The following is a 25,112-nucleotide window of genomic DNA, read 5'->3' on the forward strand; positions in this document are numbered from 1 at the left end:
TTATTAATGATTGTACATTGCTTGAATTAAATTATTAGGTAGAACCTATGCTGTGTGCCTTAAGTTCTATGTACACAGCATAGAATTTAAAAACTACTAAATTTTCTAATTCCAAGCATCTAGTAGGATGAAACCATCGTATTTACCTTGTGACTCAATATAAGACTTAAACTCATCTGACTCGTAGGCGGCTTTTAAATCTTTTGCCCACTCGGTATCTTTATCCGCTTCATTAATGGATACAATAATACGATGTTCTTCAGGAGTATTTTCTATTTTTAAGGCATCCGTAATTTTTTTACTAGCGCTTGCAATATAATTTCCATTTACTACACCATAGTCAACATCTTGTAAAGAAACTAATATTTGAGCTGGATCCAAGACTTTAATATCCATATTATATTTATCCGGTTTAACACTATTTAAATTAAAATCAGTTGTGCCCGCGTCGTCATCAACTTTCACCCATCCTAATTCTTCAAGAATTCGTACAGCACGCTCTTGGTTTACTGGGTCATTTGGAACAGCAACTGTTGTTCCATCTTTAACATCATCTAATGAAGTATGGTTAGTAGAATACAATCCTTGAGGAGCGCTTGGGACAAAGGTGATCCCAATCATGTTTGTATTAAGTTCTTCGTTGATGCCTTTCATATATGCAGTACTTTGAAAAACACTTGCATCAATAGAGCCTTCTTTCATTGCTGGGTTTACTTGCATGTTCTGACTAAATGTTTTAATCGTGACATCATATCCTTTGTCCTCTAATATTGGAAGAATCCCATTACGGAATTGCTCTTCATAAGTTCCGACACCAAAACCAACTATTATTTCTTTTTTGTCTTCTCCAGCAGTTGATTTGTCATTTCCACAAGCTCCTACAATAAGAAGTAATCCTATTAAAATTGTAATTAATGTTTTTTTCATTTTGAAATCTCCTTTTCTAAAATAGCCTTTCTGAATGCATGCAATGATTCTTCCTTAACACTAAGTGGAATGGCACAGTTTGGGGCAACAACAAAAGGCTTGTTTTCCATAAGCTTAAGGGCATATTTTGTCTCTTTTGTGATGGATTTAACATGATTATCTGCAAATAAATGATGATCTACACCACCAACTACGGTTGCTTTTACGTCTGCTAATAAACCTGGATTCCCAGTGGCTTTTGTATCCCAACTTATACCTTCTATAGGGTAATCATTGAATTTTTCAGGCTGAGCATTTGGTCCACAGGTATGTAAAATTCTTTTTCCATTTTGAGCTGCTTCTAAAACGATTAAATCATAAGGTCTTGAAAATTCATTAAAGGCAGAGTCGTCAAAAAGGGTAGGATTAGCTGTTCCTGTTACGGCATAAAAAAGTCCGTTTATTCCTACTCTATCTAACTCTTGAACATACTCAGCGATAGTTAGAGCGATAACATGCAAAGCATGATGCACACCAGAACGATTATCTACAAATAAACTTTCGAATGTAACAGGTGCATTGATACCAAATACCGTTTCATATATATAAGCAGACCTACCTGCAATAAAAAGCAATACAGATAGCGGAGAAAAAATAGTTTGAGTTAAGGGTGTCTCAGGCAATTCAGCCCTAATATTTCTACAAGCTTCTAGTTGTTCAAGTAAAGAAGAAGATTTGAACACTTTTCTCACTTCTAATTTCCATATATCGGAAGTTTTAGCTATTACTGTTGTTAATTGTCTTGGAAAAACGGAATGGTAGTCTGTGAAGTCGTATTCATTTCCCCAAATTTCTGAAAGATAAGTAGCTCTAGGGTTAATTTTAACCCAGTCCCAGTCGTACTTTTTTGTAAAGTTCACCGTTGAACTTGTTAGATCAAAGGCATTTTGCTCTTTGTCTATAAAGTGTCTCCATCCGCTTATAATCGGACGATCCGCTTTTTCTCCGGAAAGGAGGGCGTTAAATCGATCCTGTTTTGTCCAAGTTTTCATATTTTATCGCCTCACAATATTTTTAAAAATGAATGGTAGTCTGTATTCATGTAAGATACTTTAGTTACGTCTTGCTTTTCGTGCCAAGAAGTTCCCAAGCGACTGAATTCCTTGAACCATAATAATAAGAACTATGACTGTTATTACCATTACTACAGTATCAAATCTCTGATAGCCATAAACAATCGCTAAATCACCAACACCACCTCCACCAACAGTTCCAGCCATGGCTGTTGCACCAATTAAACCAATTGTTGCAGTAGTGATAGAAAGAATTAAAGAGCCAACTGCTTCTGGTAGTAAAAAATACCAGATAATTTGTATAGGAGTAGCTCCCATTGATTGAGCGGCTTCTATAATTCCTGGATTAACTTCTAACAGAGAGTTTTCCACTAATCTACCAATGTAAGGAGCGATATAAATGATTAGCGGAACTATTGCAGCCGCAGTCCCGATAGATGTCTGTACAATTAATCTAGTAAAAGGAATAATAGCTACTAATAAAATGATAAAGGGAAGGGAACGGAAAATATTCATGATTGGATTTAATATCGAATAGACTATTTTATTTTCCAATACTCCTCCGCTTCTTGTAACAACCAATAAAATTCCTAATGGGATCCCAATTAATGATCCAATGAATAGAGAGAATCCAACCATATAAAGTGTATCAATTATTGCTTGGAAAAATTGATATAATGTAATATTAGTAGTCAATACTCATGTACCTCCTCGAAGAAAACATTTTTATCTTGAAGATAGGTTAGGGCGTTTTGAATATTCGATGATTTTCCATTCAGTTGAATAATCATATTACCGATCGCGGTACCTTGAATTTCAGTCATATTTGCAAAGAGAATATTTAATTTGAGTTGATGATGATGGATTAGTTCATAGATGATTGGTTCTGAAGCTGTTTTGCCAATAAATTCTAGTTTGAAAGTTTGATGACTGAAGTCCACAGTATTTTGAAGACTATTTGGAACTTTAGCATGAATTACGGTTTGTACAAAATTTTTGGTTGTTGGATGCTGCGGTTTCCCAAAAACTTCAAGTACGGTTCCAGACTCGATGATTATTCCATTCTCCATTACTGCGACTTTGTTACATATTTCCTGGATAACAGCCATTTCGTGTGTAATAATCATGATCGTTATGTTATATTCAGCATTGATTTTTTTTAACAATTGTAAAATAGATTGTGTTGTTTCTGGGTCGAGTGCAGAAGTTGCTTCATCACAAAGTAAAATGGATGGATTTGAAGCTAAAGCTCTAGCAATCCCTACGCGCTGCTTTTGTCCTCCTGATAATTCGTTTGGATAGCTGTCTGATTTATCACTTAATCCAACAAAATCTAGTAATTCTGTTACCCTTTTTTTAATCTCATGTTTGCTTTTCTTTTGAAGCACTAAAGGAATTGCTACATTGTCGAAGATTTTTTTTGATCCTAACAAATTAAAATGTTGAAAGATCATTCCAATTTGTTTTTTTGTTTCTCTAAGGTCCCTTTTATTGAAGGTGGCTAGGGATTGACCATTTACAATTACCTCTCCTTTCGTCGGTATTTCTAAATAATTGACAAGGCGAATTAAGGTGCTTTTTCCTGCACCACTGTATCCTATTACACCAAAAATATCGCCTTTATCTACTTTTAAATTGATTCCTTTTAAGGCTTCTACTGTTATACTCTTACGTGTATAAGATTTATGAATGTCCTTTAATTCAATCATGGGCAATTCCTTTCTATAAAATATTATTTTTTTGCAAAAAAACAGAAGGGTGGAAAAATTCAGAACGATAAATTCCGACTATTCCCATTGACAATTAAGATAACGCTAATTATTATGTTTGGAAATAGGTCTAAAGAACTATTTGTTTCCAGAATATATCTCTGAAGATTGTAAAGTAGTTGTAAATATAGCTTGACTGATATCAAGAATAATATCTATTTGCGAATAAATGCTGCGAATGGGTATTTAATCCTGGATAATAAACCTTTTGTATGGATGGATGACCTTTTAAATCGTTGGCAATTTGTAAAGCATTTTCGCAATGGCGTGCATCCTTATCGGGAATTAAGGACTTGTTGGTGAGTGCCATGTTTCAAATCCCCATTGTTTTTGTATCATTACTCGACAGCCTGTCTAGTTTATCTACAGCTGTGGATAAACTACTAAATATATGATCTTTCATTGCTTGTTCTGCACCATCGGGATCTTTTTCCATTATTTTTTGTAAAATAAAAGCATGTTCTTTGTCCGCTTGAGCGCTCCAATTCCCGAACCGAGAAATAAGTCGACAGTATCTAAGAGAATGGTCTCTAAGTTTTTCTAATGTTTTTTCAAATGTCTTTAGTTGACTAATTTCACCCAAGTAATCATGAAACTCAAAGCCATAAGAGACGAAATCTTGGTTTGCTCCTTCTTGAAAGGAAAATTTAATTTTGTGTTGAATGCTATTTAATATACGGATATCTCTATCAGTTGCTCTCATTGCAGCATGTCTTGCGATAGTTCCTTCAAGCATACTTCTTATTAAAAATATTTCTTCCATTTCTTTTCTATTTGCAGAAGCAACTTTTAATCTACCATTTGTTTGGCGTATTAGAAAATCCTCCATTTCTAGTCGTTGTATTGCTTCGCGTAAAGGAGTACGACTTATTTCAAGATTGGATGCAAGTTGTTCTTCTCGTATAATTTCATCGGGCTTTAATTCTCCATTTATCACTTGGTGTTTAAGTTCAAGGTAAGCATGATCTTTTGTTAGTTTCCGATTTGTACGATTGACCATAAAATTCCTCCATTTGCATAAATTAATTGATTTTACAAATGTATAATTGTATACAAAGTTTTTATTTAGAATTTTTTGAATATTTTAATGGTATTTTATAACTTATGCGTGTTCTAGTCAATTACTTCAAACATTTTTTATTGCATTTTAAAAATGATTAATAGAATTTTATTGGTAAGTAAAAAAAGACTTTTATTAAAATGAAGAATAATGTTTTAACGCTCCCACTTTTGTGTATAATTTCAATAAACAATCCATCAATAAAAGGAGTTCAAAAATATGAACACACAATTTGAAAGCATGAAAAACAAAAAAGGGTTTATTGCGGCATTAGACCAAAGTGGAGGCAGTACACCAAAAGCATTGTTGAATTACGGAGTACCTGAAAGTGCCTATACAAATGAAGCAGAAATGTTTGATAGGGTGCACCAAATGCGGACAAGAATTATTACATCTCCAGCTTTTGATTCACAGTATATTCTTGGTGCCATTTTGTTCGAGCAAACGATGGATAGTAAGATAGAAGGAATGTACACAGCGGATTATTTAGCAGAGAAAAAGGGGATTGTCCCCTTTTTAAAAATAGATAAAGGGCTAGCTGAACCTTCAAATGGAGTTCAATTGATGAAGCCAATCACTGATTTAGATAAAATCCTCCAACATGCAAAGGAGCGCCATATCTTTGGAACGAAAATGCGCTCTGTTATTAAGGAAGCAAATGCCGAAAGTATCAAAGCAGTAGTGGATCAACAATTTGAAATAGGAAAACAAATAATTGCAGCAGGACTAGTGCCAATTATTGAACCAGAAGTGGATATTACTAGTCCAGATAAAGAACAATCGGAAGCGATATTGAAGGAGGCATTATTAACACATCTAAATAGCCTAAAAGAAGATGAAAATGTCATGCTAAAGCTATCGATTCCAACAGTTGCCAATACTTATAAAGACTTAACTGCCCATCCAAGAGTCGTTCGAATAGTAGCCCTTTCAGGTGGATACAGCAGAGAAGAAGCCAATCAAAAATTAAAAGAAAACGACAACATCATCGCAAGCTTTTCTCGAGCGCTAAGCGAAGAGCTGAACGTCAACCAATCAGAAGAGGAATTCAATGCCGCTTTAAAAGAAGCCGTTACGACTATTTTTGAGGCTTCTACTGAGAAGATAGGGAATTAGTGGTTTTTGGTTTTAGTGATTTTTAATGAGCAGGATATAAGGAGAATCTAATTTGTATTAAACTTGAAGGCACCAGATAATGATAATCTGGTGCCTCTGCCTATTTGTACTTAGTAAATGATAATTAAAATAGCTATGCTATGGCGGAAAATGAAGTAGCAATAAGCATCATCTATTCTATTAGGCAAAATGTATACAAAGGAAAATAGCTTATTTTATATATGAAAACGACGTACATGAAGCGATAGACTTGTCAGAAATATGTAATCACACACTACTCACAGTCTTTAAATATATAAAGTGTAAATTCATTCTCTTAAAATATATAAAATATTAAGAAAACTAAATTGACAAATAAAAATGTAAGCGTTATATTTCGTTTGTAAACAAGTATTTAATAGGGTAGAAATAGCGAGATTAATAGGTTTTTCAAAAACGTTTTTAATTAATGAAAATAGAGTGTTCTAGTAAATGTTTTTTACATTCTATTCTCTTAATTGTTCTCATAAATTATGATGTTATCTATTTTTCAAGCTGACAGGAAGGTGTGAGGGGAAAGGCATAAAAGAGCAATAGATGAAAGGTGAAATAAAAAGGCTAAGAACCGAATAGTTTATATAAAAAGGAGAATGAATCATGGATAAAAATATTCTAGGAAATAACGTTATTACACAAATAGGTATTTTAGTTCACGATATTGAAAAAACAAGCCAGGCTTATGCAGACTTTTTTGGAATAGATAAACCTGATTGGTCAATGACTGATACGGCTGATATTGCACAAACAGAATATCGTAAACAACCAACACAAGCACGCGTAAAACTTGCCTTTTTTGATATGGGTTCCCTTCAGCTTGAATTAATTGAACCGGATCATAATCCAAGTACATGGCGCGAATATTTGAATGAACATGGGGAAGGTCCCCATCATATCGCTTTCGTTATTAATGGGATGAAGGGAAAGGTTGCTATGATGGAAAGAAATCAAATGCCTCTTCTTCAAAAAGGCGAATATACCGGTGGAAGATATGCATATATGGATACATTTAATGATTTAAAAATTATCCTAGAATTATTAGAAAATGATTGATAGCGCTTTTTGTATTTATACGGACAATAGTATGTAATTGAAAACCATGGAGAGGATAGGGAAGCATTATGAGTACATCCATTTTAGCTATAGTTGGTGATTATTATCACCGTAAGGAATTAGCACTACAATCTTTAGAAGAGTCATTATCTCCATATCTTTCAAACGGTGAAATGCAATTTGAGATTTGTCAGCGTGTAGACTTATTGGAGAAGCTTGCAAGAAAACCTGATGCAGTCATACTTTTTTCAGAAAACAGAGTGAATCCAACAGATGATAAAGTGAATACATGGATGACAGAAGAAATAGCGAGTGCCATCACACAATATGTAGAAACAGGTGGAGGCTGGCTGGCATGGCATTCTGGATTATCTTCATATGGAATAGATAGTAAGTATACTCAGATGGTTAGAGGCTATTTTAAATATCACCCAGATAAGCATCAAGTGGTCCGCTATACCAGTACAACAGATAATGACATACTTTCTGCTGATGTAACTTTAGATTTAATAGATGAACATTATTTCGTTCATTGTGATAAAGAAAACACTACTATTTTTCTTCAGTCTAACTCAATAGATGGAAAGTCCATTGCTGGTTGGTATCATTCGTATGGAAATGGGAAAGTGTGCTGCCTAACACCGACCCATAATAAGGAAGGATTATTGGATCCAGCATTTAAAGAAATACTGAAAAAATGTGTGATGTGGACAACTATGTAATAGGTAATGGTGGATAAGAAGCTTATTGGAACACCTTTAAGCTTTTGGAAAAAAGAATGAAAGTAAGTAAAAAGGCTAGAATACTATTTTTTTATATGGGCCCATTAAACGAAATTTTTGAATTTGCCTAAATTATAGAATGTAAGGAGGATACGTAATGTCAAAAAAATTGAAAGTAGGTATTATCGGTTGTGGGGGGATTGCAAGAGGAAAGCATCTTCCAAGTTTAGCTAAATTAGAGAAGGTAGAAGTGATAGCTTTTTGCGATATTATTAGGGAAAGAGCGGAAGAAGTGGCTGATGAATATGGAGGGAAAGATGCAAAAGTATACGAGGATTACTATGAATTACTAAAAGATTCATCCATAGATGTCGTCCATGTATGTACTCCGAATAATTATCACGCTGAAATTACGGTTGCTGCATTAGAAGCCGGGAAGCACGTAATGTGTGAAAAGCCGATGGCGATAAGTTCAGAGGAAGGTCGCAAAATGGTAGAGGCAGCCACAAGAACAGGCAAGAAACTAACCATTGGCTACCAAAATCGTTTCCGTCCAGACAGTCAGTATTTACATAAACGATGCTCTAATGGAGAGCTCGGAGAAATATATTATGCGAAAGCACATGCAATTCGTCGGCGCGCAGTACCAACTTGGGGTGTTTTCTTAGATGCAGAAAAACAAGGTGGAGGTCCCCTCATTGATATTGGAACACATGCGTTAGATTTAACTTTATGGATGATGAACAATTATAAGCCGCATGTAGTGATGGGATCAACATTTCAGAAGCTAGGCAAGAAAGCAAATGCTGCGAATGCTTGGGAATCATGGAATCCAGCTGAGTTTAAAGTAGAGGATTCTGCATTTGGTTTTATTAAAATGGAGGATGGTTCTACCATTGTTCTCGAATCAAGCTGGGCACTTAACACCTTGGATGAGGATGAGGCGAAATGTACCCTTTGTGGGACAGAGGGTGGAGCTGATATGAAAGATGGTTTACGAATAAACGGTGAAAAGTATGGAAAGTTATATACGGAAAAAATAGCCTTAGAATCGGACGGTGTTGCTTTTTTCAGTGGTACAGGAGAGAGTGCAGCAGATTTAGAAATAAGACTATGGATTGACGCGATACTAAATGATACAGAGCCAGTTGTAAAGCCAGAAGAATCTTTGGTCGTAACAGAAATTTTAGAAGCAATTTATCAATCTGCTAAAACAGGTGAACCAGTATTCTTTAATAAATAGTGTTTAGAAGTTATCTATTTTAAAGAAACATAAACTCTTACATTCATAGGCGTTTATGTTTCTTAAAAAAATTGTGAGTTTTTTTAAAAATAAAATACTGCTGACAAAAAGTGAAGTGAGGAATTGAAATATGAGTAATCATTTCCAATTAAAATTATGGGATATCGATATGCATTATTTAAATTTGCGACAAAGGAAATAGGCGGATACGCTGATTTTGATTATTTTAGGCTTTAGCCGAGAACCCTCGTGACTTCAGTTGTGGGTTGTTGACGATAAATGAAATGTAATTAAGTTAGATGCCCTTCCAAATTTGGCCTAACTATTTTATAGAACTGGCTTCATTATGGCGTTTCATTAATAGTATATCAAAACGAAGGAGTACTCGATTACAAGAGAGACTCTTTCTTTTTTTAGCCTTTTTTTCTTTCCATAACTGTACACGATGTCGCCTCGGAAAACGAATGCAAACTCTAACTTTAACAGCAGGCGACAATCAATATATCATTAAGTAGTAGTTTTTCAGTGGCATTGAACCGTCCCTCTATGTCTGATATTTGTAGAAATATGTCTCTTGGGTAAAGATGACTAAAATAGATTGCTATATTCATGTGAAAAGTAATGAACTACTATTAGAGGCTTATAAATAAAGGAGTGAATTGCTATGACATTAAGAATTGGGGTAATTGGTACAGGTGCAATTGGAAAGGAGCATATTAGAAGAATTACTAACAATCTCTCAGGTGGAAAGATAGTTGCAGTCACAGATATAGAGGAAGCATCCGCAAAATCTGCGATAGAACAGTTTGGATTAGATGCAGGTATTTATCCTGATGATAAAATCCTAATTGCAGAGGGAGATGTCGATGCAGTGTTGGTGACGAGCTGGGTTCCGGAACATGAGGAGAGTGTGATTGCAGCTATAGAAGCAGGAAAATAATAAAAAATGGTACAACATTTATAAAGTGAGAAGACGCTTGTTTATAAATGCTATACCTTTTATTTATTTTAACAGCTTGTTCATATTAAACCATTGAACGCCAGCATGATGAGAGTCGGCAATACCTTGATTTTGATAGCCATTCTTCTCATAAAAAGGAATCAATTCTTTACGGCAAGTTAAGGTGATGCTTAATCGCTCGTTTTTTGCTGCTATTTTTTCTAATTCTTGAAGCAATACACTAGCGATGCCTTTTTGTTGGTAATTGGGATGGACTGCAATTCCTAAAATGCTTTGATGGCCACCTTTTGGAGGATTTGAGACAGTTGTTTCGAATAAGTCATCAGTTATAAATGGTGCTGAGATGACAGGTCCATTAACATACCCAGCAACTACTCCGTTTTCCTCATTAATAATAAACGTATCAGAAATGGTGCGAATTCTGTTTATAAAAGCTTCTTTTGTTGCTGCTTCGGCGGGGGTGAAGGCGATATTTTCTATTTCTAATAATGAAGGTAAATCAGTTTGTTGGACATTTCGGATGGGCATTTTTATTTCTCCTTATACTGTATTTTAAAGGATTTATTTTATTCTATTTTAGTTTTTTAAGAGCATTTTTTTCAATAGCAATCAATTAAATTTTAGAAAAATAAAATAATTTCTATTCTAAGATGTGTTGATTAATCTGAAAATATAGAATTTTCATAATGGTGCATGTTAAGATTATATATATGAAAAGGGGAACGAATTAAAATATAGTATAGGAGAAGAAAGCGGTGAGTTAACTGATTCATGCATCAAAGCATAACCATAATATATGTTTAGAACCATTTGGAGATTCTGCAATAGTGGTTCGATTTGGGTATAGGATTGATTCAGACATCCATCAAAAAGTGCAGATGCTGGCTAAATATCTAGCACAGCATCCTTTTCCAGGTATGATTGAATGTGTACCTGCTTATACAAATGTGGCAGTATATTATCATCCGTTTGTAGTCTATGAATCTTATAAACAAATGAATAATAATTTGTCACCCTTTCAAATCGTGAAATCTGTGATTGAAGAGGTTATCGATCAACTTAAGGAAGTGGAGATGACAAACAATCGAATCATTGAAATTCCAGTATGTTATGGAGGAGAATATGGTCCAGATATAGAGGAAGTTGCAAAGCATAACCAGCTTTCGGTAGAACAAGTTGTAGATATTCATTCTAGAGGAGAATATTGTGTCTATATGATTGGTTTTGCTCCAGGATTTCCATTCTTAGGAGGGATGTCAGAAAAAATTGCGACACCAAGGCGTTCTACTCCAAGGCAATTGATTCTACCAGGATCTGTAGGAATTGCAGGGGTGCAAACAGGTGTGTATCCAATTGCAACACCTGGGGGCTGGCAACTTATTGGGCAAACACCGTTACAGTTATTTTTACCGAATAAAAATCCCCCTAGTTTGCTTCAGGCTGGAGATATCGTGAAATTTGTCCCCATTTCAGAGCAGGAGTTTGTTTATCAAAAGGAGGAGAACGAATGACAATCACTGTAGTCAGATCTGGTATGCTTTCAAGTATCCAAGACCTGGGGAGATATGGATACCAAAAGTATGGGGTGATTGTTAGTGGAGCAATGGATACTTATTCTCTTAGAATTGGTAATTTAATTGTTGGGAATCAAGAGGGAGAAGCTGGCTTAGAAATTACTTTGTTAGGTCCGACACTCGTATTTGAAAAAGATACACTTATTGCTATTACAGGCGGAGATTTGTCTCCAGAAATAGAGGGGAAGCAAGTTCCTTTATGGCGGCCAGTTTTAGTGAAAAAGGGAAGCGTTTTGAGGTTTGGAAAAATAAAGTCTGGATGTCGTGCCTATCTTACTATTGCTGGTGGTTTTGCCATTCCTAAGCTGCTGCATAGCAAAAGTACCTATTTACGTGCAGGGCTAGGCGGATACGAAGGAAGGGCGTTGAAGGCTGGAGATAGAATAGAGACTAATTCTATGACATCGTATTCTAGTAATTTATTTAATAAACTAAAAAATAAATATACTTCTCAACCCTTTATTACAACGAGCTGGTATGTAGATTTTCAAAAATTTATTACATTTAATGAATACACAGTCCGTGTTTTGACGGGGAGTCATTTTTCTATGTGCTCTACTAACAGTAAGTTGAATTTCTATACTGAAAAATTTACTGTTTCTCCACAGTCTGATCGGATGGGATATCGATTAAGTGGACCGGAACTAAAGTTAGACGAACAGGTTGAGTTGCTTTCAGAAGCCGTAACAGTTGGAACCATCCAACTTCCTCCTGATGGACATCCAATCATCCTACTTGCGGATCGACAGACAACAGGAGGATACCCGAAAATTGCTCATGTAATTTCAGTGGATCTATCTTTAGTAGCACAAATGAAGCCTGGTGGGGGAATTTGTTTTCAAGAAATTACTTTAAAGGAAGCAGAAGCTTTGTTTATTGAGAGGGAACAATGGATTGGGGAACTAGAAAAGTTTTTGAAAATGAAAATGAATTAAAAATTATATGCATGTAGACGATATAAGAAATGGCAAAACGTGAAAGAGATACTAAAATTGATTGGAAATCTATGATTAAATTCCAATCAATTTTTTGACTTTTTCATTATGTTTAAATACAATCTTTCCGCAAATTTTTCAAGGTGATTTATATCCCACTACGTTCAGATAAAAGTGAAATTGCCATAGTTCATGTGTTGTAGACTTCATATTTATATCCCACTACGTTCAGATAAAAGGGGTGCTGAAACTAGAGCGAGCGGTTTAGATGAACCTGATTTATATCCCACTACGTTCAGAGAAAAGTAACAGTTAGCGTACCACCGTATTTCATCTCATTAAAATCATTTATATCCCACTACGTTCAGATAAAAGTAAGGGAACTGCATCCTGTTTCGAAGCAGTAACTCAATTTATATCCCACTACGTTCAGATAAAAGGCATCAACTGTGATGATCCATTCTTTTCGTTCTCCACCATTTATATCCCACTACGTTCAGATAAAAGCGCCATACAACGCTATAGATTCCTCATCTTCTACATAATTTATATCCCACTACGTTCAGATAAAAGATTCACTTCAGTTGCCACATCCTCTTGTGTCATGCCCATTTATATCCCACTACGTTCAGATAAAAGTTTAAACAATGCAGTGGGTAAGAAGATAGTAACTGATTTATATCCCACTACGTTCAGATAAAAGAATTTAGCGTTCATTTCAGCACGTGCCTTTTCTGTATTTATATCCCACTACGTTCAGATAAAAGTGAGAAGAAGAATGTTAGACAAGGCTAGAAAAATGCCATTTATATCCCACTACGTTCAGATAAAAGACAAGAAGGAAGACGGGGAACTTTAACTTCTTATAAATTTATATCCCACTACGTTCAGATAAAAGCGATAGGCTGATGAGGTTTTTAATCTCGATAATCTTATTTATATCCCACTACGTTCAGATAAAAGGGTTAAAATCCAAGGGCCAACTGGTGCAACCGGTGCTACATTTATATCCCACTACGTTCAGATAAAAGACGATACTTTTTATACAAGAATCGAAAGTCTAATAATCATTTATATCCCACTACGTTCAGATAAAAGTCTTTTGATAAAGCGGAGGCAAAGGCAATTCAAGACGCATTTATATCCCACTACGTTCAGATAAAAGTATTTCACTTGTCTTAAAATGCTTTCGGAAACCCTATTTATATCCCACTACGTTCAGATAAAAGTTTGAAATATATTCTTCATCAGAATATACACATCGTTCATTTATATCCCACTACGTTCAGATAAAAGGTGGTTATGCTTATAAGATGATAAATAGATTAAATAAATTTATATCCCACTACGTTCAGATAAAAGCTAATCGTCCTTTGACTGAGTACAAAGTAAATAACAAATTTATATCCCACTACGTTCAGATAAAAGCGTTGTGCTCTTTTATTCAAATCCGCTAAGCTGTTCTTTATTTATATCCCACTACGTTCAGATAAAAGTGAAGAATTGAAAGCCGTTATAAAAGATGACCTTCCATTTATATCCCACTACGTTCAGATAAAAGATCAATTTGATGCGCTTGTATCATTTGCGTATAATTGCATTTATATCCCACTACGTTCAGATAAAAGCATGTGTGTGCCTGAGTGAATGTATACTTAAATCACTATTTATATCCCACTACGTTCAGATAAAAGAAAGTTGATGATATATTTAGTAATTTTATTCGCTCATTTATATCCCACTACGTTCAGATAAAAGAAGATAGTAGATGAAAACGGACTTATTACCGTCAATAATTTATATCCCACTACGTTCAGATAAAAGGTCCCGTTAGAAGAATCAAGTGCTTTACTAGGGATAAATTTATATCCCACTACGTTCAGATAAAAGTATTAAAGGAATTTCCAATACTAGCAGATAGTCATATTTATATCCCACTACGTTCAGATAAAAGAAGGTAGATAAGAAGGCTAAAGAAGTTTTATTCACATTTATATCCCACTACGTTCAGATAAAAGTTAGCACAGGATTGCCATATGTATTCAATACACTTATTTATATCCCACTACGTTCAGATAAAAGATTATCTACTGCAATTAGTTTATATTTGAATCAATTTCATAAATTTAACGCTTAGAGCCTCAAGGTCTCAGAGACACAAAAAAAGGAGTACCTCCCCAAAATGTCGAATTTAGTAAGCACTACACAAACTAATAAGACTGGAGGAAGACTCCCTATGACTATTATACGACAAGGAAGCCTATTTGACCTACAAGAATTATATCATTTAGAACCTACCCAACGGTTTGAAGCTGTTTTTTCTACTATTGACATCGAACCGATCTTCGCTGTGGTAACGAAGAAATCGCGTTTTGGAAGGCCTGTTGGGCTAAACTATGCAGCGATGATTTATTCGCTCATCGCTAGAATTACGGAGCGAATTCCGTTTATTAAGGATTTAGTGAAACGGTTAAAATATGACATGATCTTTCGTCTCGACTGTGGGTTTTTAGTTTCAGACTCTATCCCCTCAGAAGCAGCTTATTCTAGAATGATTACTGTTCTTTGTGAATCCGATGTTCTTGAAAATGTGCAAGGAACACTGCTCCATCAAGCCATTTCAGAAGGCTTTGTGGAGGATGACACAGTTGCCATTGATGCCACTCATGTACTAGCCAAAGATGCAGCACCTCCAAAGGAAGAACAGCCAAAATCGGAACCGAAAAAACGTGGACGTAAATCAAAAGAAGAGCGTGAACAATGGCTTATCGAAAAAGCAGAACAGGAAGCCAACCTTCCACTTTATGACAAGAAAATAGAAGAACAACTAGATATTCCTCTGGATGAACTTCGAGCTGAAATTCCTCAAGATCCTCAATGGGGAATCAAGAAAAACAGCCAAGGAAAAAATGTTTTTTGGTATGGCTACAAAGCTCATTTAGCTGTAGGGACAAAGAGTCAGTATATCTTTCAATCTCTTCTATCTTCCGCTAATTTAAATGATGGAAAAGCTGCAATCCCTTTATTAAAAGGACTTCACGAACACGTTTTGTTTCCTTCCATGCGTTATCAAACAATGGATGCAGGTTATGATTTTGAAGCGATTTATACCCAAATTCATCGAATGGGGCATCAATCTGTGATTGCTTATAATAAGCGGAATGAACCCGAACCTATTGGATTTGATAAGCACTTCGCCCCTACATGTGTTCGAGAGCATTCTTACCGTTACGATAGCTTTGATCATCAGTATGAAACATTAAAATATACACGTCCAAAAGAGTGTAAAGACTGTCCGTTAGCGAATGATGGTCTTTGCCAGAAAGTATACAAAGTAAAAATCACAACCGATCTTAGAAGATATACCGCACCAGCCCGTGGATCAAAAACTTGGAAAACCATCTTTAAACGACGTACAGCGGTTGAGCGAGTAAATGCCTATCTTAAAGGTTATTTCCAGCTCAACAATGTTCGTTATCGTACTGGGAAAAGAGCGAAAGTCCATTTTGATCTCGTAACGCTTGTTTACAATGCTTCCAAGTTAGGAGCAGATAGGATTAACCGTAAGTTAAGTAAGCAACAAGCAGCTTAAAAATTTTATAGGAGATAAAATTCTGTAAGTCTGTGTTTCTTTAAAAGCTCGAATTATGAAATTAACTCATTTAACTACTAAATCATTTATATCCCACTACGTTCAGATAAAAGGGTCTGCCACTACTCGGCAAAGTATCAACTGTCCTAAATTTATATCCCACTACGTTCAGATAAAAGAAAATAAGTGATTTTGGCAAAAAGACAGCTACTCTATTTATATCCCACTACGTTCAGATAAAAGACCGACAATGTTTCCACTTTCCCTCGTGGTGCTTGCGAATTTATATCCCACTACGTTCAGATAAAAGGATGTAAAAGTCTAGCGCCTTTTTTATGATATCGTATATTTATATCCCACTACGTTCAGATAAAAGACACGATCGTGAGTTACCTCTATATGTTGACCCGAATTTATATCCCACTACGTTCAGATAAAAGAAAACCCTAATATTTCCGCTAAATTCTCCCCTTCTTATTTATATCCCACTACGTTCAGATAAAAGTCTAAAATGTGGGAAGGGATTAAGCAAATGTTCTCATTTATATCCCACTACGTTCAGATAAAAGTCAATTGGTGATTCCTCACTAATAGTCTGATAATCATTTATATCCCACTACGTTCAGATAAAAGATAGGAGGACATCATGATTAATTACTTAGATAAGTTATTTATATCCCACTACGTTCAGATAAAAGTGTTCCAACAATTATCAATGTTTCTGTAATTAGTAATTTATATCCCACTACGTTCAGATAAAAGCGCTTTTATATTTCTTTCCTGTAGATCCTTTATAAATTTATATCCCACTACGTTCAGATAAAAGGTGCGATGGATATTATGAAACAGCGTCGTTATATAAAATTTATATCCCACTACGTTCAGATAAAAGGTATCTACAGGAACATCATAAATCTTAGTGACATCATTATTTATATCCCACTACGTTCAGATAAAAGGAAATTGGAGTAGCACTTGTAAACGTGACTGTAAACAGATTTATATCCCACTACGTTCAGATAAAAGCCTCAAATTTATTATGTGAAAACCCTATATGTATCAAGGCTTTAAGGCAATTGTTGTTTTAATAGTATTTATCCATTTTGCAGCGAACCTATAGTCGTGTATTCCTGCTTTTTATAAAAAACTATTCAAACCCTTGTCGCTTCTATGTTTGAAGCTAATATAAATAAAAATAGGTTTACTGCAGATTTGTAGTTTAATTATAGTAAATATAATATAGTCGTTCGTCATTTTATAGTTATTTACTGTTTTTGAGACAACATATTATTATCTATAGTATATTATATTTAGTAGTAAATCGGAATTTATTTTAGGGGATGTTGTAGGTGAAAATGAATAAGGTGGAAAGACTTTTTAAAATTATTGACTACCTTAGTGCTGGAGATTTTGTAACCGCAGAGGAATTGGCTATTATTACTAATACATCTAAACGCAATATTTATCGAGATATAAGAGAGTTAGAAACAGTTGGTTACTATTTTCATACTGAGAAAAAAGGCTATCTATTAATGGAAAAGCCAATTAAACATAATGTTGGTTTAACTGATAGAGAATGGTTCTCACTTCTATTAACACAAGCACTTCCAAAGCAAAATGTGATTTCAGAAAACTCGATGCTTACAGAATACAAGGTTGGACGAAAGAAAACAAGCAAAGAAAAAGGATGGAATCGGGTAATTAGTGAACGAATATTACATCATTTCCTTTATCGTGATAACTATGATGAAAATTTAGTGATTTCGCTTGTCAAGGCTATCGAAAAAAGAAGAAGTTTAATGATTGCTTATTATAGTCCTACAAATGAAGTGGAAACAAAAAGAATAATTGATCCCTATTATCTTATCGATAGAGATGATCATTATTATATTGTTGCTTATTGTAATGAAAAAAAGGAGTTTCGTAATTTTCGTATAGATCGTATCAGATCATGGCAAATAGAAAAGCAAATCTATGAGTTTCAAGAGGAGTTTTCTATAGCTAACCATCTGGCAAATTGGAAAATGGATTATACAGATGAAAGAAATAAATTTGTTGTACGATTTAGTAATAAAGTAGGGAAATACATAAAGGAAAAAAAATTTTATGATAAGAATGCTATAATAGAAGAAAAGGAAGATGGTTCAATACTTTTAACTATTGAAACAATGAGTAAATTATTTTTACGATGGGTCAGGAAATATGGAATGGATGCTGAAGTAATGGAGCCTCTTCACATTAGAGAACAGTTAAAGAATGAGTATAAAAAGTTATTGGATATTTATGGGGAATAAATTATATCTGAACAGTGGTGGGATATAAAAATTTATTATTATTTCATTAAGCATTAATTTTTATTTGAACGTAGCGGGATAACTATCTATTAATTAATTTTTTGCAGGTAGTGGAGTAGGGTGATCAATACCCTACTCCATTTTTTGTGTTTTTTTGAAAAAACATGTGTTCGCTGACGTTTTTTGTCAGTTTATCTATTATAATAATAAATAAAGAAAAATAGTGTGAATATTGCGTATTACCTTTATTTGGTATAAGATGAAATAGTAAGGTAATATTGAATAAAATAATATTAAATAGGAGTGATAAAGTGAGATGTGTGTTTAGTTTTAAAATCGAGTACTTCCCAATACGGTATCGGTTATTACTATTATCGTACATAAAGGAAATGATTCGCTCACAATCAGAAGAGTTCTATCAGTCGTTTTTTGTAGAGAGGGAAAAAGAGACAAAGAGATTTTCTTTCGCTCCTTATTTTCCGAATATTCAAATCGATGGAGATTTAATAGTTTCAGAATCTTTGAATCTAACAGTGACCAGTTCGAATATGGAAATGATGATTTACCTCATTAATGGTAGCCAGCAAAAGAGCGAATACCACTATAAAGAAAGCATTATGAAATTTACTGGGATGAAGATGGTCAAAGAAAAGACAATTGTACAGTCACAATCTTGGTTTAAAACTTTAACACCGATTTTAGTGGAATCAAAAGAGAGAAAACCATTGCTTTTTGATGATGATAATTTTGAAGAAGAATTAAATATTATTAGTTCGAAAATGATGAATAGTAAGTATGGAAGACCTTTATACCAACCAATAAAAATATTAAAACATCAGATGAAAAAAAGTGTTGTGAAAGAAAATTTGCACCAAGCATCAGGAAATTTATATTTTACAGGAAATACTGGCCGATTCTTGTTAGAAGGTGATCCTCGTGATTTAAGAATATTCTATTCGGAGGGTATAGCACTTCGGAGTAACCAAGGATTTGGCTGTATAGATGTTTTATAACTTGAGAGGAGGTGAGAATGGATAGTGACAATAGCAAGAATAGAGACTGCTGATGCACTTTTAAATGCTGGGATTACGGGCTTTGTGAATATCTTAAAGGATGCCAATATTACCTCTTACAAATGTGTTAATAACTATGTAGAATTTGACATATCAATCTTAGAAAATTTCCATCATTATTATTTTGATTATTTCGCAAACAGGTATAAAGAACTGTTATCACATACTTTTATTGTAACAAAGGGAAAGGATTTTCTTTATAAAAAAGAATGGGATGATAAGACAATAGAAGATTGGAATAAATATATTGAAAGAGCAAAAAAGAATCTTAAAAGTAATAGTTATACAGCTGCATATAAAATGATGTCTTGTACGGAAGTAGATTTAGTAGAGATGGAAAAAAAGCTAAAAAAACTGAAGTTAAAAAAGAATCAAACCGTTTCAGATATTCAAAATGAAATCCATGAACAAATACATTATCTGAAAACTATTATTGAATTTTTGGAAAAAGAGGAGGTGGGAAAATTTATTCTTGCTAAAAATATTGCCTATACAATTATTGAGAACTTTTGGGGTGGAGTATCTTTTTTGTATAAATCAAAAGAAGCTACAACAGCTGATATTTTTGAAGAGTATAAAAAATATTTTATTAATCCGGTCAAGTTTTATTATGAGGAAGATCACACAAAAGATAAATATGTATGCTTTATTAGCAATCAGCCTATTAAAAAAACAGAAAAGCCATATGCATATGGGATGAGTTGGCTTACCAGTATGGGAGTAGATATGGGGAAGAAGAAATCTCATTTTTGGAATTTGCAGTCAAACACATGCTATATCTCACCGCTTATTAATTTTATTTATTCGTGTATTCCTGCTGGGTTTACTTTTATGAATAATCAAGGATATTTTGTCAATTGTAACAGTTCTGTTGAAGCTCTAACTAGATTAAATAACAATCATGAAATGTATGTCATTAAATCAGATGATAATATTCAACTACTAGAAGCAAGAACATATTATCAATTAATAGATTTCATGGAAAATCAAAAAAATAAAAAATCAAGGTATGAGATAGATAATATTCAAGTCATTAAATTTAGCAATACAGATAATAAGACAGATAATTTTCGACCATACACTTATAATGTGTTATCAAAAGATAAATTAGAAGTTATTAAAAGACATCAAAAATCATTAAGCAATATGATTAGCAAGGTAGTGAAAACAGGCGATGGTTCTTACCTAAGAATCTATCAAAATGTAATGGAACGTTTATACAGTAATAAAAATCAATTTGATTTAATTGGTTTATTATGTAGGACAAATTTGCCGAACAGACCAGAAGAGCCGATTAGAAGTAACAGACTAATATTAGACATTTTATACTTAAATAATAGCTTTATAGGAACGATTGTACGAAATCAAAAAGAGAAGGAGGATGGTTCGATGAGTGTTTATTATTCTTATGTTAATAGGGAAACAATTGCGCATATGGAAAATGCAGGTAGAAAGTTAGCCTATAATTATAAGGTTAGAAATGCCAGCAATAAATTAGGTGGTATTACCTATCGTTTACTTAATGCTTTAAAAACAAAGGATACAGGAAAATTTATGGACACTTTTATCAATGCCCATTTATATGCAGCAAGAGAAGGAGAATTAATCATTCCCCCTCAAATGACAGAGGCATTAACGGATGAAGATAAATTGCAAACACTTGGCTATGCATTTGTTTTAGGGTTGCGTTCAGGACTTAACCCTAAAGGAGATAAAAAGGAGGAAGACGAAAATGAATAAAAAAGGTTTAACATTATCGATTGTTTTTGAAGCAGAAAGTGGCAACTATGGTGAAGGAGTCGGAAATGTCACGTCATTAAAAAAAATAACAAGGGGAACAGGCGATAGTTTTACATATATTTCAAGGCAGGCACTTCGCTATAACATCATCCAGCAAATGGGTGAAGATCGTACTCCGCTTGAATTGGATGGCTCTGTTATACAATTTGCTCCAGATGCTCAAATTTCTGATTATCCTGAAATTGATTTATTTGGTTATATGAAAACAAATAAAGGAACGAAAACACGATCTGCTGTTGCTCGTTTATCTAATGCTATTGCATTAGAAAGTTTTCAAGCAGATACAGATTTTTTAACTAATAAAGGATTATTTGATCGTTATCAAGCTGCAACTATAACGGAAGGAAAAGAACAAAAAAAAGGTGGCAATATTGCGCAAAGCGAGATGCATCATTCGTATTATACGTATACAGTTACCATTGACTTAGATCAAGTAGGCATCGATCATAATGAGAAGGAAATTTCTGTTTCTAATGAGGAAAAAGCCAACAGAGTAAATGCTTTACTGCAAACTTTAAAATTTTTATATCGTGATATAAAAGGAAGAAGAGAGAATTTTTCGCCATTATTTGTAATTGGTGGGGTGTATGATATAAAAAACCCGTTTTTTGAAAACCGTATTAAAGTAAAGGATAATAAACTAAATGTGCAAACATTAGTGAGTGTTTTAGCATTAGAAAGCCATATAGCAGATTATACAAAATGCGGACTCATTGAAGGAATATTTGATAATGATCAACAAATTAAAGATACACTTTCTCCTTTATCTGTTGCTGCTTTCTTTGATTTTATCCAAAAAGAAGTAAGCAACTATTACTTAGATTAAGTGGTGACAATATGAAGGCATTGAGAATAAAACTTTATCAAAATATGGTTAATTATAAGTTGCCATCTAGTTTTCAATTAAAAGAAACATATCCGCTTCCTCCGTACTCTACTGTATCAGGAATGATTCATCGCGTATGTGGTTTTACCGAATATCATCCATTAAAAATCAGTATTGTAGGGGATTACTATTCAAAAGTCAATGATTTAGCAACAAGATATGAATTTGCTGCAGCAACATATGAAACAGCAAGACATGCCTATAAATTGCATTCTTCTAAAGATAATCGGGACTATGGATTAGCAAGAGGAGTAAGTACAACGGAACTATTAACAGATGTAGAATTAATGATTCATATTTTGCCGGAAAAGGAAGAAGATTTAGAGATTTTGTATCAGTCGTTTAAAAATCCTTCCGAGTATATTTCGCTTGGGCGTAGGGAGGATTTGGCAAGAATTGAAGAGGTAAAGCTTGTAAACATAAAGGGAAAAGAATTAGAAGACACCTATACATTAAACTACTCTGCATATATACCTGTAGAATTATTTGAGAGCTACAGTTCTGAAGGTATAGAGTTTGCCACTGTTTACAAGCTAAATCGATATTATGAAAAAGTACAAATCAAAAAAGGATTAGAGCAAAGAAGATGGAAGCAAGTTTCTGTATTTTATGGAGCAAAAGGCAGAGAAGTTCTAAATGATAATGTTTATGAATTCGATGAAGATGGGAATATTGTCTTTTTTGCATAAAGGACAAGCTATGGAAGTGAATAAGACTAGGAATTCCTAGTCTTATTTTGAAAGGAGTATATTATGAATAATTTATTTCTCGCTAAGTCAGATGTACAATTAGAAGAAACGATAGTAAAGCATACGAAAACATTATTACAAGAGTTAGAAAGACTAAAAGTTATTTATGGTAATATTCCGAATCTTAGGCGTGATTTATTGGAAATGGCATGTATTTACCACGATGTCGGAAAAATTAATACAAAATTTCAAAATAAATTATTGAAAGCATTAAAAAAGACCGATTATTTATTAGAAGATATTTTACCGAAAGCGGGGGAAGTTCCCCACGGATATTTAAGCTGTGCATTTATTCCTTATAAGGAAATATTAGAAAATAAAGAGGAAAGAGAAATTGTGGCACAAGCTGTTTATTATCACCATAAAAGATCGGCAGCTAGCCCTAAAGATTTGAAAGAAACGATTCTTTATGATTTACCCAAGTATTATCTTTCATTTAAAGAAGCATTTCCATTTTTCTTGGCTGAACCAAAAGCAAATTTTAAGCCGTATCTTAATAGAAGAATAAGAAAACAAAGAAATCAAGAACAGGCTAAACAATTTGTGCTTGTAAAAGGCTTGCTTAACAAAATTGATTATGCTGCAAGTGCACATATCCCGGTGGAAATTGCTAATCCTGGTTTAGGTAATTATGTAGATAAGTTCCTTGCGGTTAAATATAAGAGTGGAAGAAATGAACTGCAAAATTACTTGCTGGAAAATCAAAAGGAAAATAATATTGTGATTGCTTCGACTGGCATAGGAAAAACAGAAGCAGCATTATATTGGATTGGGAGCAGTAAAGGTTTTTTTACACTGCCGCTTCGAGTATCGATTAATAGTATATATAAGCGTATAGAGAGTGAAATTAATTTTAAAGAGGTTGCATTACTACATTCAGAAACAGAAAGTGAATATGTGAAAAATGATCTTTATTCAATTGATTATTTCGAAAAGACAAGACAGTGGTCGATGCCTTTGACCATTTCTACGCTTGATCAAATTTTAGATTTTGTCTTTAAGGAAGAAGGGTTTGAAAAGAAATTAGCTACTTTAGCCTATTCCAAATTAGTAATAGATGAAATTCAAATGTATTCACCAAAAATGCTGGCTTGCCTTCTTGTTGCTTTAAAAGAGATAACAGATATAGGTGGGAATTTTACTATTATGACAGCAACTTTTGCTCCATTTTTATTAGATTTGATGGTAGGAAAATTAAATATTCCTTTTAAGCAACCATGCGATCCTTTCTATAAAAAATTGAATGGAGAAGTTATAGTTCGGCATCGTCTGATCGTAAAGAACGAGCAATTAAATATAGAGGATATTATGAAAAATGAGATAGACCAAAAAATATTGATAATCGTAAATACTGTTCAAAAAGCTCAAGAAATACATGATGCATTAAAAGAGCGTGACGATGTATTTTTATTTCATAGTAGATTTACGAAAATGGATCGTAAAGCGAAAGAAGCTGCTATTCAAGAAATGGGGAAATTGGAGAATCCGAGCACTGGTATTTGGATTACGACACAAGTGGTAGAAGCAAGTGTAGATATTGATTTCGATGTTCTTTATACAGAACTTTCTGATTTGAGTGGTCTATTTCAACGAATGGGTAGAGTTTATAGAAATAGAATGTTAGACCATGAACGAGTCAATGTAGTTGTTTATGATGGTGGAGATGATTATACATCAGGGATTAGTTATCGTGATAAATATAGTGTAGTAGATAGTTGTATTTTTGAAATTTCTAAACAAGCTTTGCAAGAATATAATTCTCCTATTATTTGTACAGAAGAGTTAAAGATGGAATTAATAGAAAAAAACTATACTACACAGCGTATAGAAAAGAGTACTTATTATAACGATGTTAAAGAGTTTTTGGATATTTTAACAAGTATAGAGGAATATGATGAAGAATTAGATCCTCGAATTACAGATTTAAGAGAAATATTTAATGAAACGATTATTCCATATTCCGTTTATCAGGAAAATCAAAATACAATAGAGGACTTAGTTGCTAAATACAGTAAAACGTTACGAATAAAAGCAACGAATGCGATAAGAGAAGAGCGTGCGAAACTTCGTGATGAATTATATGAGTTTACAGTAGATATTCCACAATTTAGAGTTGCAAATGCAAAAAAATTAAATAGAGAGGAACAATTTTTAAAGATAGGTAGCTATGAATCTATTAAAGTAATTGATTATGAATATGATTCAACAGTCGGTCTTAAATATCCAAATGATAAAAAATTATTTTCTAATAGTCAAATTTTATAAGGAGA

The 25,112-nt window shown here is 33.7% G+C and carries 20 protein-coding genes, 1 pseudogene and 2 CRISPR repeat arrays; of the genes and pseudogenes, 14 read left to right on the forward strand and 7 right to left on the reverse strand.

Annotated features, from left to right (window positions below):
* Positions 1–105: 105 nt before the first annotated feature.
* From AB3U99_RS07735 to AB3U99_RS07760, 6 genes are all read right to left on the reverse strand, one after another.
* Positions 106–927 carry a MetQ/NlpA family ABC transporter substrate-binding protein gene (locus tag AB3U99_RS07735; RefSeq protein ID WP_400246714.1) on the reverse strand — a complete coding sequence of 274 codons (822 nt, stop codon included), beginning with the start codon at positions 925–927 and terminating at the stop codon, positions 106–108.
* On the reverse strand, positions 924–1,958 hold the full coding sequence (locus AB3U99_RS07740) for a uroporphyrinogen decarboxylase family protein (RefSeq protein ID WP_400246715.1): 1,035 nt from the start codon (positions 1,956–1,958) through the stop codon (positions 924–926). The genes AB3U99_RS07735 and AB3U99_RS07740 overlap by 4 nt, the downstream gene beginning before the upstream one ends.
* Positions 1,959–2,018: 60 nt before the next feature.
* Positions 2,019–2,618, reverse strand: coding sequence for a methionine ABC transporter permease (locus AB3U99_RS07745; RefSeq protein ID WP_400247989.1), 600 nt, complete (start codon positions 2,616–2,618; stop codon positions 2,019–2,021).
* Between the two features lie 53 nt (positions 2,619–2,671).
* Complete coding sequence (locus AB3U99_RS07750) at positions 2,672–3,688, reverse strand: methionine ABC transporter ATP-binding protein (RefSeq protein WP_400246716.1); 1,017 nt, start codon at positions 3,686–3,688, stop codon at positions 2,672–2,674.
* A gap of 202 nt (positions 3,689–3,890) precedes the next feature.
* Positions 3,891–4,058, reverse strand: coding sequence for a PLP-dependent transferase (locus tag AB3U99_RS07755; protein WP_400246717.1), 168 nt, complete (start codon positions 4,056–4,058; stop codon positions 3,891–3,893).
* A 3-nt stretch (positions 4,059–4,061) separates the two neighbouring features.
* Positions 4,062–4,748, reverse strand: coding sequence for a GntR family transcriptional regulator (locus AB3U99_RS07760; RefSeq protein ID WP_400246718.1), 687 nt, complete (start codon positions 4,746–4,748; stop codon positions 4,062–4,064).
* Positions 4,749–5,027: 279 nt separating this feature from the next.
* Between AB3U99_RS07760 and AB3U99_RS07765 the strand changes: the two genes are divergently transcribed.
* From AB3U99_RS07765 to AB3U99_RS07785, 5 genes and pseudogenes are all read left to right on the forward strand, one after another.
* Positions 5,028–5,924 (forward strand): fructose bisphosphate aldolase, encoded by an 897-nt coding sequence (locus AB3U99_RS07765; RefSeq protein WP_400246719.1) that lies wholly within the window; start codon positions 5,028–5,030, stop codon positions 5,922–5,924.
* A gap of 636 nt (positions 5,925–6,560) precedes the next feature.
* A complete protein-coding gene (locus AB3U99_RS07770) occupies positions 6,561–7,013 on the forward strand; it encodes a VOC family protein (protein ID WP_400246720.1) in 453 nt (150 codons plus the stop codon).
* A 68-nt stretch (positions 7,014–7,081) separates the two neighbouring features.
* Positions 7,082–7,735 (forward strand): ThuA domain-containing protein, encoded by a 654-nt coding sequence (locus tag AB3U99_RS07775; protein ID WP_400246721.1) that lies wholly within the window; start codon positions 7,082–7,084, stop codon positions 7,733–7,735.
* A gap of 157 nt (positions 7,736–7,892) precedes the next feature.
* The gene (locus AB3U99_RS07780) at positions 7,893–8,978 is read left to right on the forward strand and encodes a Gfo/Idh/MocA family protein (protein WP_400246722.1); all 1,086 of its coding nucleotides are present in this window, start codon (positions 7,893–7,895) and stop codon (positions 8,976–8,978) included.
* A gap of 664 nt (positions 8,979–9,642) precedes the next feature.
* A pseudogene (locus AB3U99_RS07785) lies at positions 9,643–9,915 on the forward strand (Gfo/Idh/MocA family protein); the annotation flags it as partial.
* Positions 9,916–9,981: 66 nt separating this feature from the next.
* On the opposite strand, the gene AB3U99_RS07790 reads toward AB3U99_RS07785, so the two are convergent.
* Positions 9,982–10,467: a GNAT family N-acetyltransferase gene (locus AB3U99_RS07790; protein WP_400246723.1), complete on the reverse strand. Its 486-nt coding sequence runs from the start codon at positions 10,465–10,467 to the stop codon at positions 9,982–9,984.
* A gap of 266 nt (positions 10,468–10,733) precedes the next feature.
* On the opposite strand from AB3U99_RS07790, the gene pxpB reads away from it, so the two are divergent.
* The 9 genes from pxpB (at position 10,734) to cas3 (ending at position 25,107) form a co-directional block, all read left to right on the forward strand.
* Positions 10,734–11,450 carry a 5-oxoprolinase subunit PxpB gene (gene pxpB, locus AB3U99_RS07795; RefSeq protein ID WP_400247991.1) on the forward strand — a complete coding sequence of 239 codons (717 nt, stop codon included), beginning with the start codon at positions 10,734–10,736 and terminating at the stop codon, positions 11,448–11,450.
* Positions 11,447–12,448, forward strand: coding sequence for a biotin-dependent carboxyltransferase family protein (locus tag AB3U99_RS07800; protein WP_400246724.1), 1,002 nt, complete (start codon positions 11,447–11,449; stop codon positions 12,446–12,448). Before pxpB ends, AB3U99_RS07800 begins: the two co-directional genes overlap by 4 nt.
* Positions 12,449–12,594: 146 nt before the next feature.
* Positions 12,595–14,530: direct repeats of the CRISPR family, unit length 29 nt; unit sequence ATTTATATCCCACTACGTTCAGATAAAAG.
* Positions 14,531–14,684: 154 nt separating this feature from the next.
* A complete protein-coding gene (locus tag AB3U99_RS07805; protein WP_400246725.1) occupies positions 14,685–16,040 on the forward strand; it encodes an IS1182 family transposase in 1,356 nt (451 codons plus the stop codon).
* Positions 16,041–16,124: 84 nt separating this feature from the next.
* Positions 16,125–17,066: direct repeats of the CRISPR family, unit length 29 nt; unit sequence ATTTATATCCCACTACGTTCAGATAAAAG.
* Between the two features lie 329 nt (positions 17,067–17,395).
* The gene (locus AB3U99_RS07810) at positions 17,396–18,334 is read left to right on the forward strand and encodes a helix-turn-helix transcriptional regulator (RefSeq protein ID WP_400247992.1); all 939 of its coding nucleotides are present in this window, start codon (positions 17,396–17,398) and stop codon (positions 18,332–18,334) included.
* Between the two features lie 311 nt (positions 18,335–18,645).
* Positions 18,646–19,347: a CRISPR-associated endoribonuclease Cas6 gene (cas6, locus tag AB3U99_RS07815; RefSeq protein WP_400246726.1), complete on the forward strand. Its 702-nt coding sequence runs from the start codon at positions 18,646–18,648 to the stop codon at positions 19,345–19,347.
* 24 nt (positions 19,348–19,371) lie between these two features.
* Complete coding sequence (gene cas8a1, locus AB3U99_RS07820) at positions 19,372–21,147, forward strand: type I-B CRISPR-associated protein Cas8b1/Cst1 (RefSeq protein ID WP_400246727.1); 1,776 nt, start codon at positions 19,372–19,374, stop codon at positions 21,145–21,147.
* Positions 21,140–22,033, forward strand: a complete 894-nt coding sequence (cas7i, locus tag AB3U99_RS07825; protein ID WP_400246728.1) for a type I-B CRISPR-associated protein Cas7/Cst2/DevR — start codon at positions 21,140–21,142, stop codon at positions 22,031–22,033. The genes cas8a1 and cas7i overlap by 8 nt, the downstream gene beginning before the upstream one ends.
* A gap of 11 nt (positions 22,034–22,044) precedes the next feature.
* Positions 22,045–22,782, forward strand: a complete 738-nt coding sequence (cas5b, locus tag AB3U99_RS07830; RefSeq protein ID WP_400246729.1) for a type I-B CRISPR-associated protein Cas5b — start codon at positions 22,045–22,047, stop codon at positions 22,780–22,782.
* Between the two features lie 63 nt (positions 22,783–22,845).
* A complete protein-coding gene (cas3, locus tag AB3U99_RS07835) occupies positions 22,846–25,107 on the forward strand; it encodes a CRISPR-associated helicase Cas3' (protein WP_400246730.1) in 2,262 nt (753 codons plus the stop codon).
* The last annotated feature ends 5 nt before the right edge of the window (positions 25,108–25,112 follow it).

It is taken from the genome of Niallia tiangongensis (genome assembly GCF_044704065.1).
In the GTDB taxonomy this organism is placed as follows: domain Bacteria; phylum Bacillota; class Bacilli; order Bacillales; family Cytobacillaceae; genus Niallia; species Niallia tiangongensis.

Bases quoted from the DNA above. Each gene is read 5' to 3' on its own strand.
- AB3U99_RS07735 (WP_400246714.1), bottom strand. From the start codon at position 927: ATGAAAAAAACATTAATTACAATTTTAATAGGATTACTTCTTATTGTA.
- AB3U99_RS07740 (WP_400246715.1), bottom strand. From the start codon at position 1,958: ATGAAAACTTGGACAAAACAGGATCGATTTAACGCCCTCCTTTCCGGA.
- AB3U99_RS07745 (WP_400247989.1), bottom strand. From the start codon at position 2,618: ATGGTTGGATTCTCTCTATTCATTGGATCATTAATTGGGATCCCATTA.
- AB3U99_RS07750 (WP_400246716.1), bottom strand. From the start codon at position 3,688: ATGATTGAATTAAAGGACATTCATAAATCTTATACACGTAAGAGTATA.
- AB3U99_RS07755 (WP_400246717.1), bottom strand. From the start codon at position 4,058: ATGGCACTCACCAACAAGTCCTTAATTCCCGATAAGGATGCACGCCAT.
- AB3U99_RS07760 (WP_400246718.1), bottom strand. From the start codon at position 4,748: ATGGTCAATCGTACAAATCGGAAACTAACAAAAGATCATGCTTACCTT.
- AB3U99_RS07765 (WP_400246719.1), top strand. From the start codon at position 5,028: ATGAACACACAATTTGAAAGCATGAAAAACAAAAAAGGGTTTATTGCG.
- AB3U99_RS07770 (WP_400246720.1), top strand. From the start codon at position 6,561: ATGGATAAAAATATTCTAGGAAATAACGTTATTACACAAATAGGTATT.
- AB3U99_RS07775 (WP_400246721.1), top strand. From the start codon at position 7,082: ATGAGTACATCCATTTTAGCTATAGTTGGTGATTATTATCACCGTAAG.
- AB3U99_RS07780 (WP_400246722.1), top strand. From the start codon at position 7,893: ATGTCAAAAAAATTGAAAGTAGGTATTATCGGTTGTGGGGGGATTGCA.
- AB3U99_RS07790 (WP_400246723.1), bottom strand. From the start codon at position 10,467: ATGCCCATCCGAAATGTCCAACAAACTGATTTACCTTCATTATTAGAA.
- AB3U99_RS07800 (WP_400246724.1), top strand. From the start codon at position 11,447: ATGACAATCACTGTAGTCAGATCTGGTATGCTTTCAAGTATCCAAGAC.
- AB3U99_RS07805 (WP_400246725.1), top strand. From the start codon at position 14,685: ATGACTATTATACGACAAGGAAGCCTATTTGACCTACAAGAATTATAT.
- AB3U99_RS07810 (WP_400247992.1), top strand. From the start codon at position 17,396: ATGAATAAGGTGGAAAGACTTTTTAAAATTATTGACTACCTTAGTGCT.
- cas7i (WP_400246728.1), top strand. From the start codon at position 21,140: ATGAATAAAAAAGGTTTAACATTATCGATTGTTTTTGAAGCAGAAAGT.
- cas5b (WP_400246729.1), top strand. From the start codon at position 22,045: ATGAAGGCATTGAGAATAAAACTTTATCAAAATATGGTTAATTATAAG.
- cas3 (WP_400246730.1), top strand. From the start codon at position 22,846: ATGAATAATTTATTTCTCGCTAAGTCAGATGTACAATTAGAAGAAACG.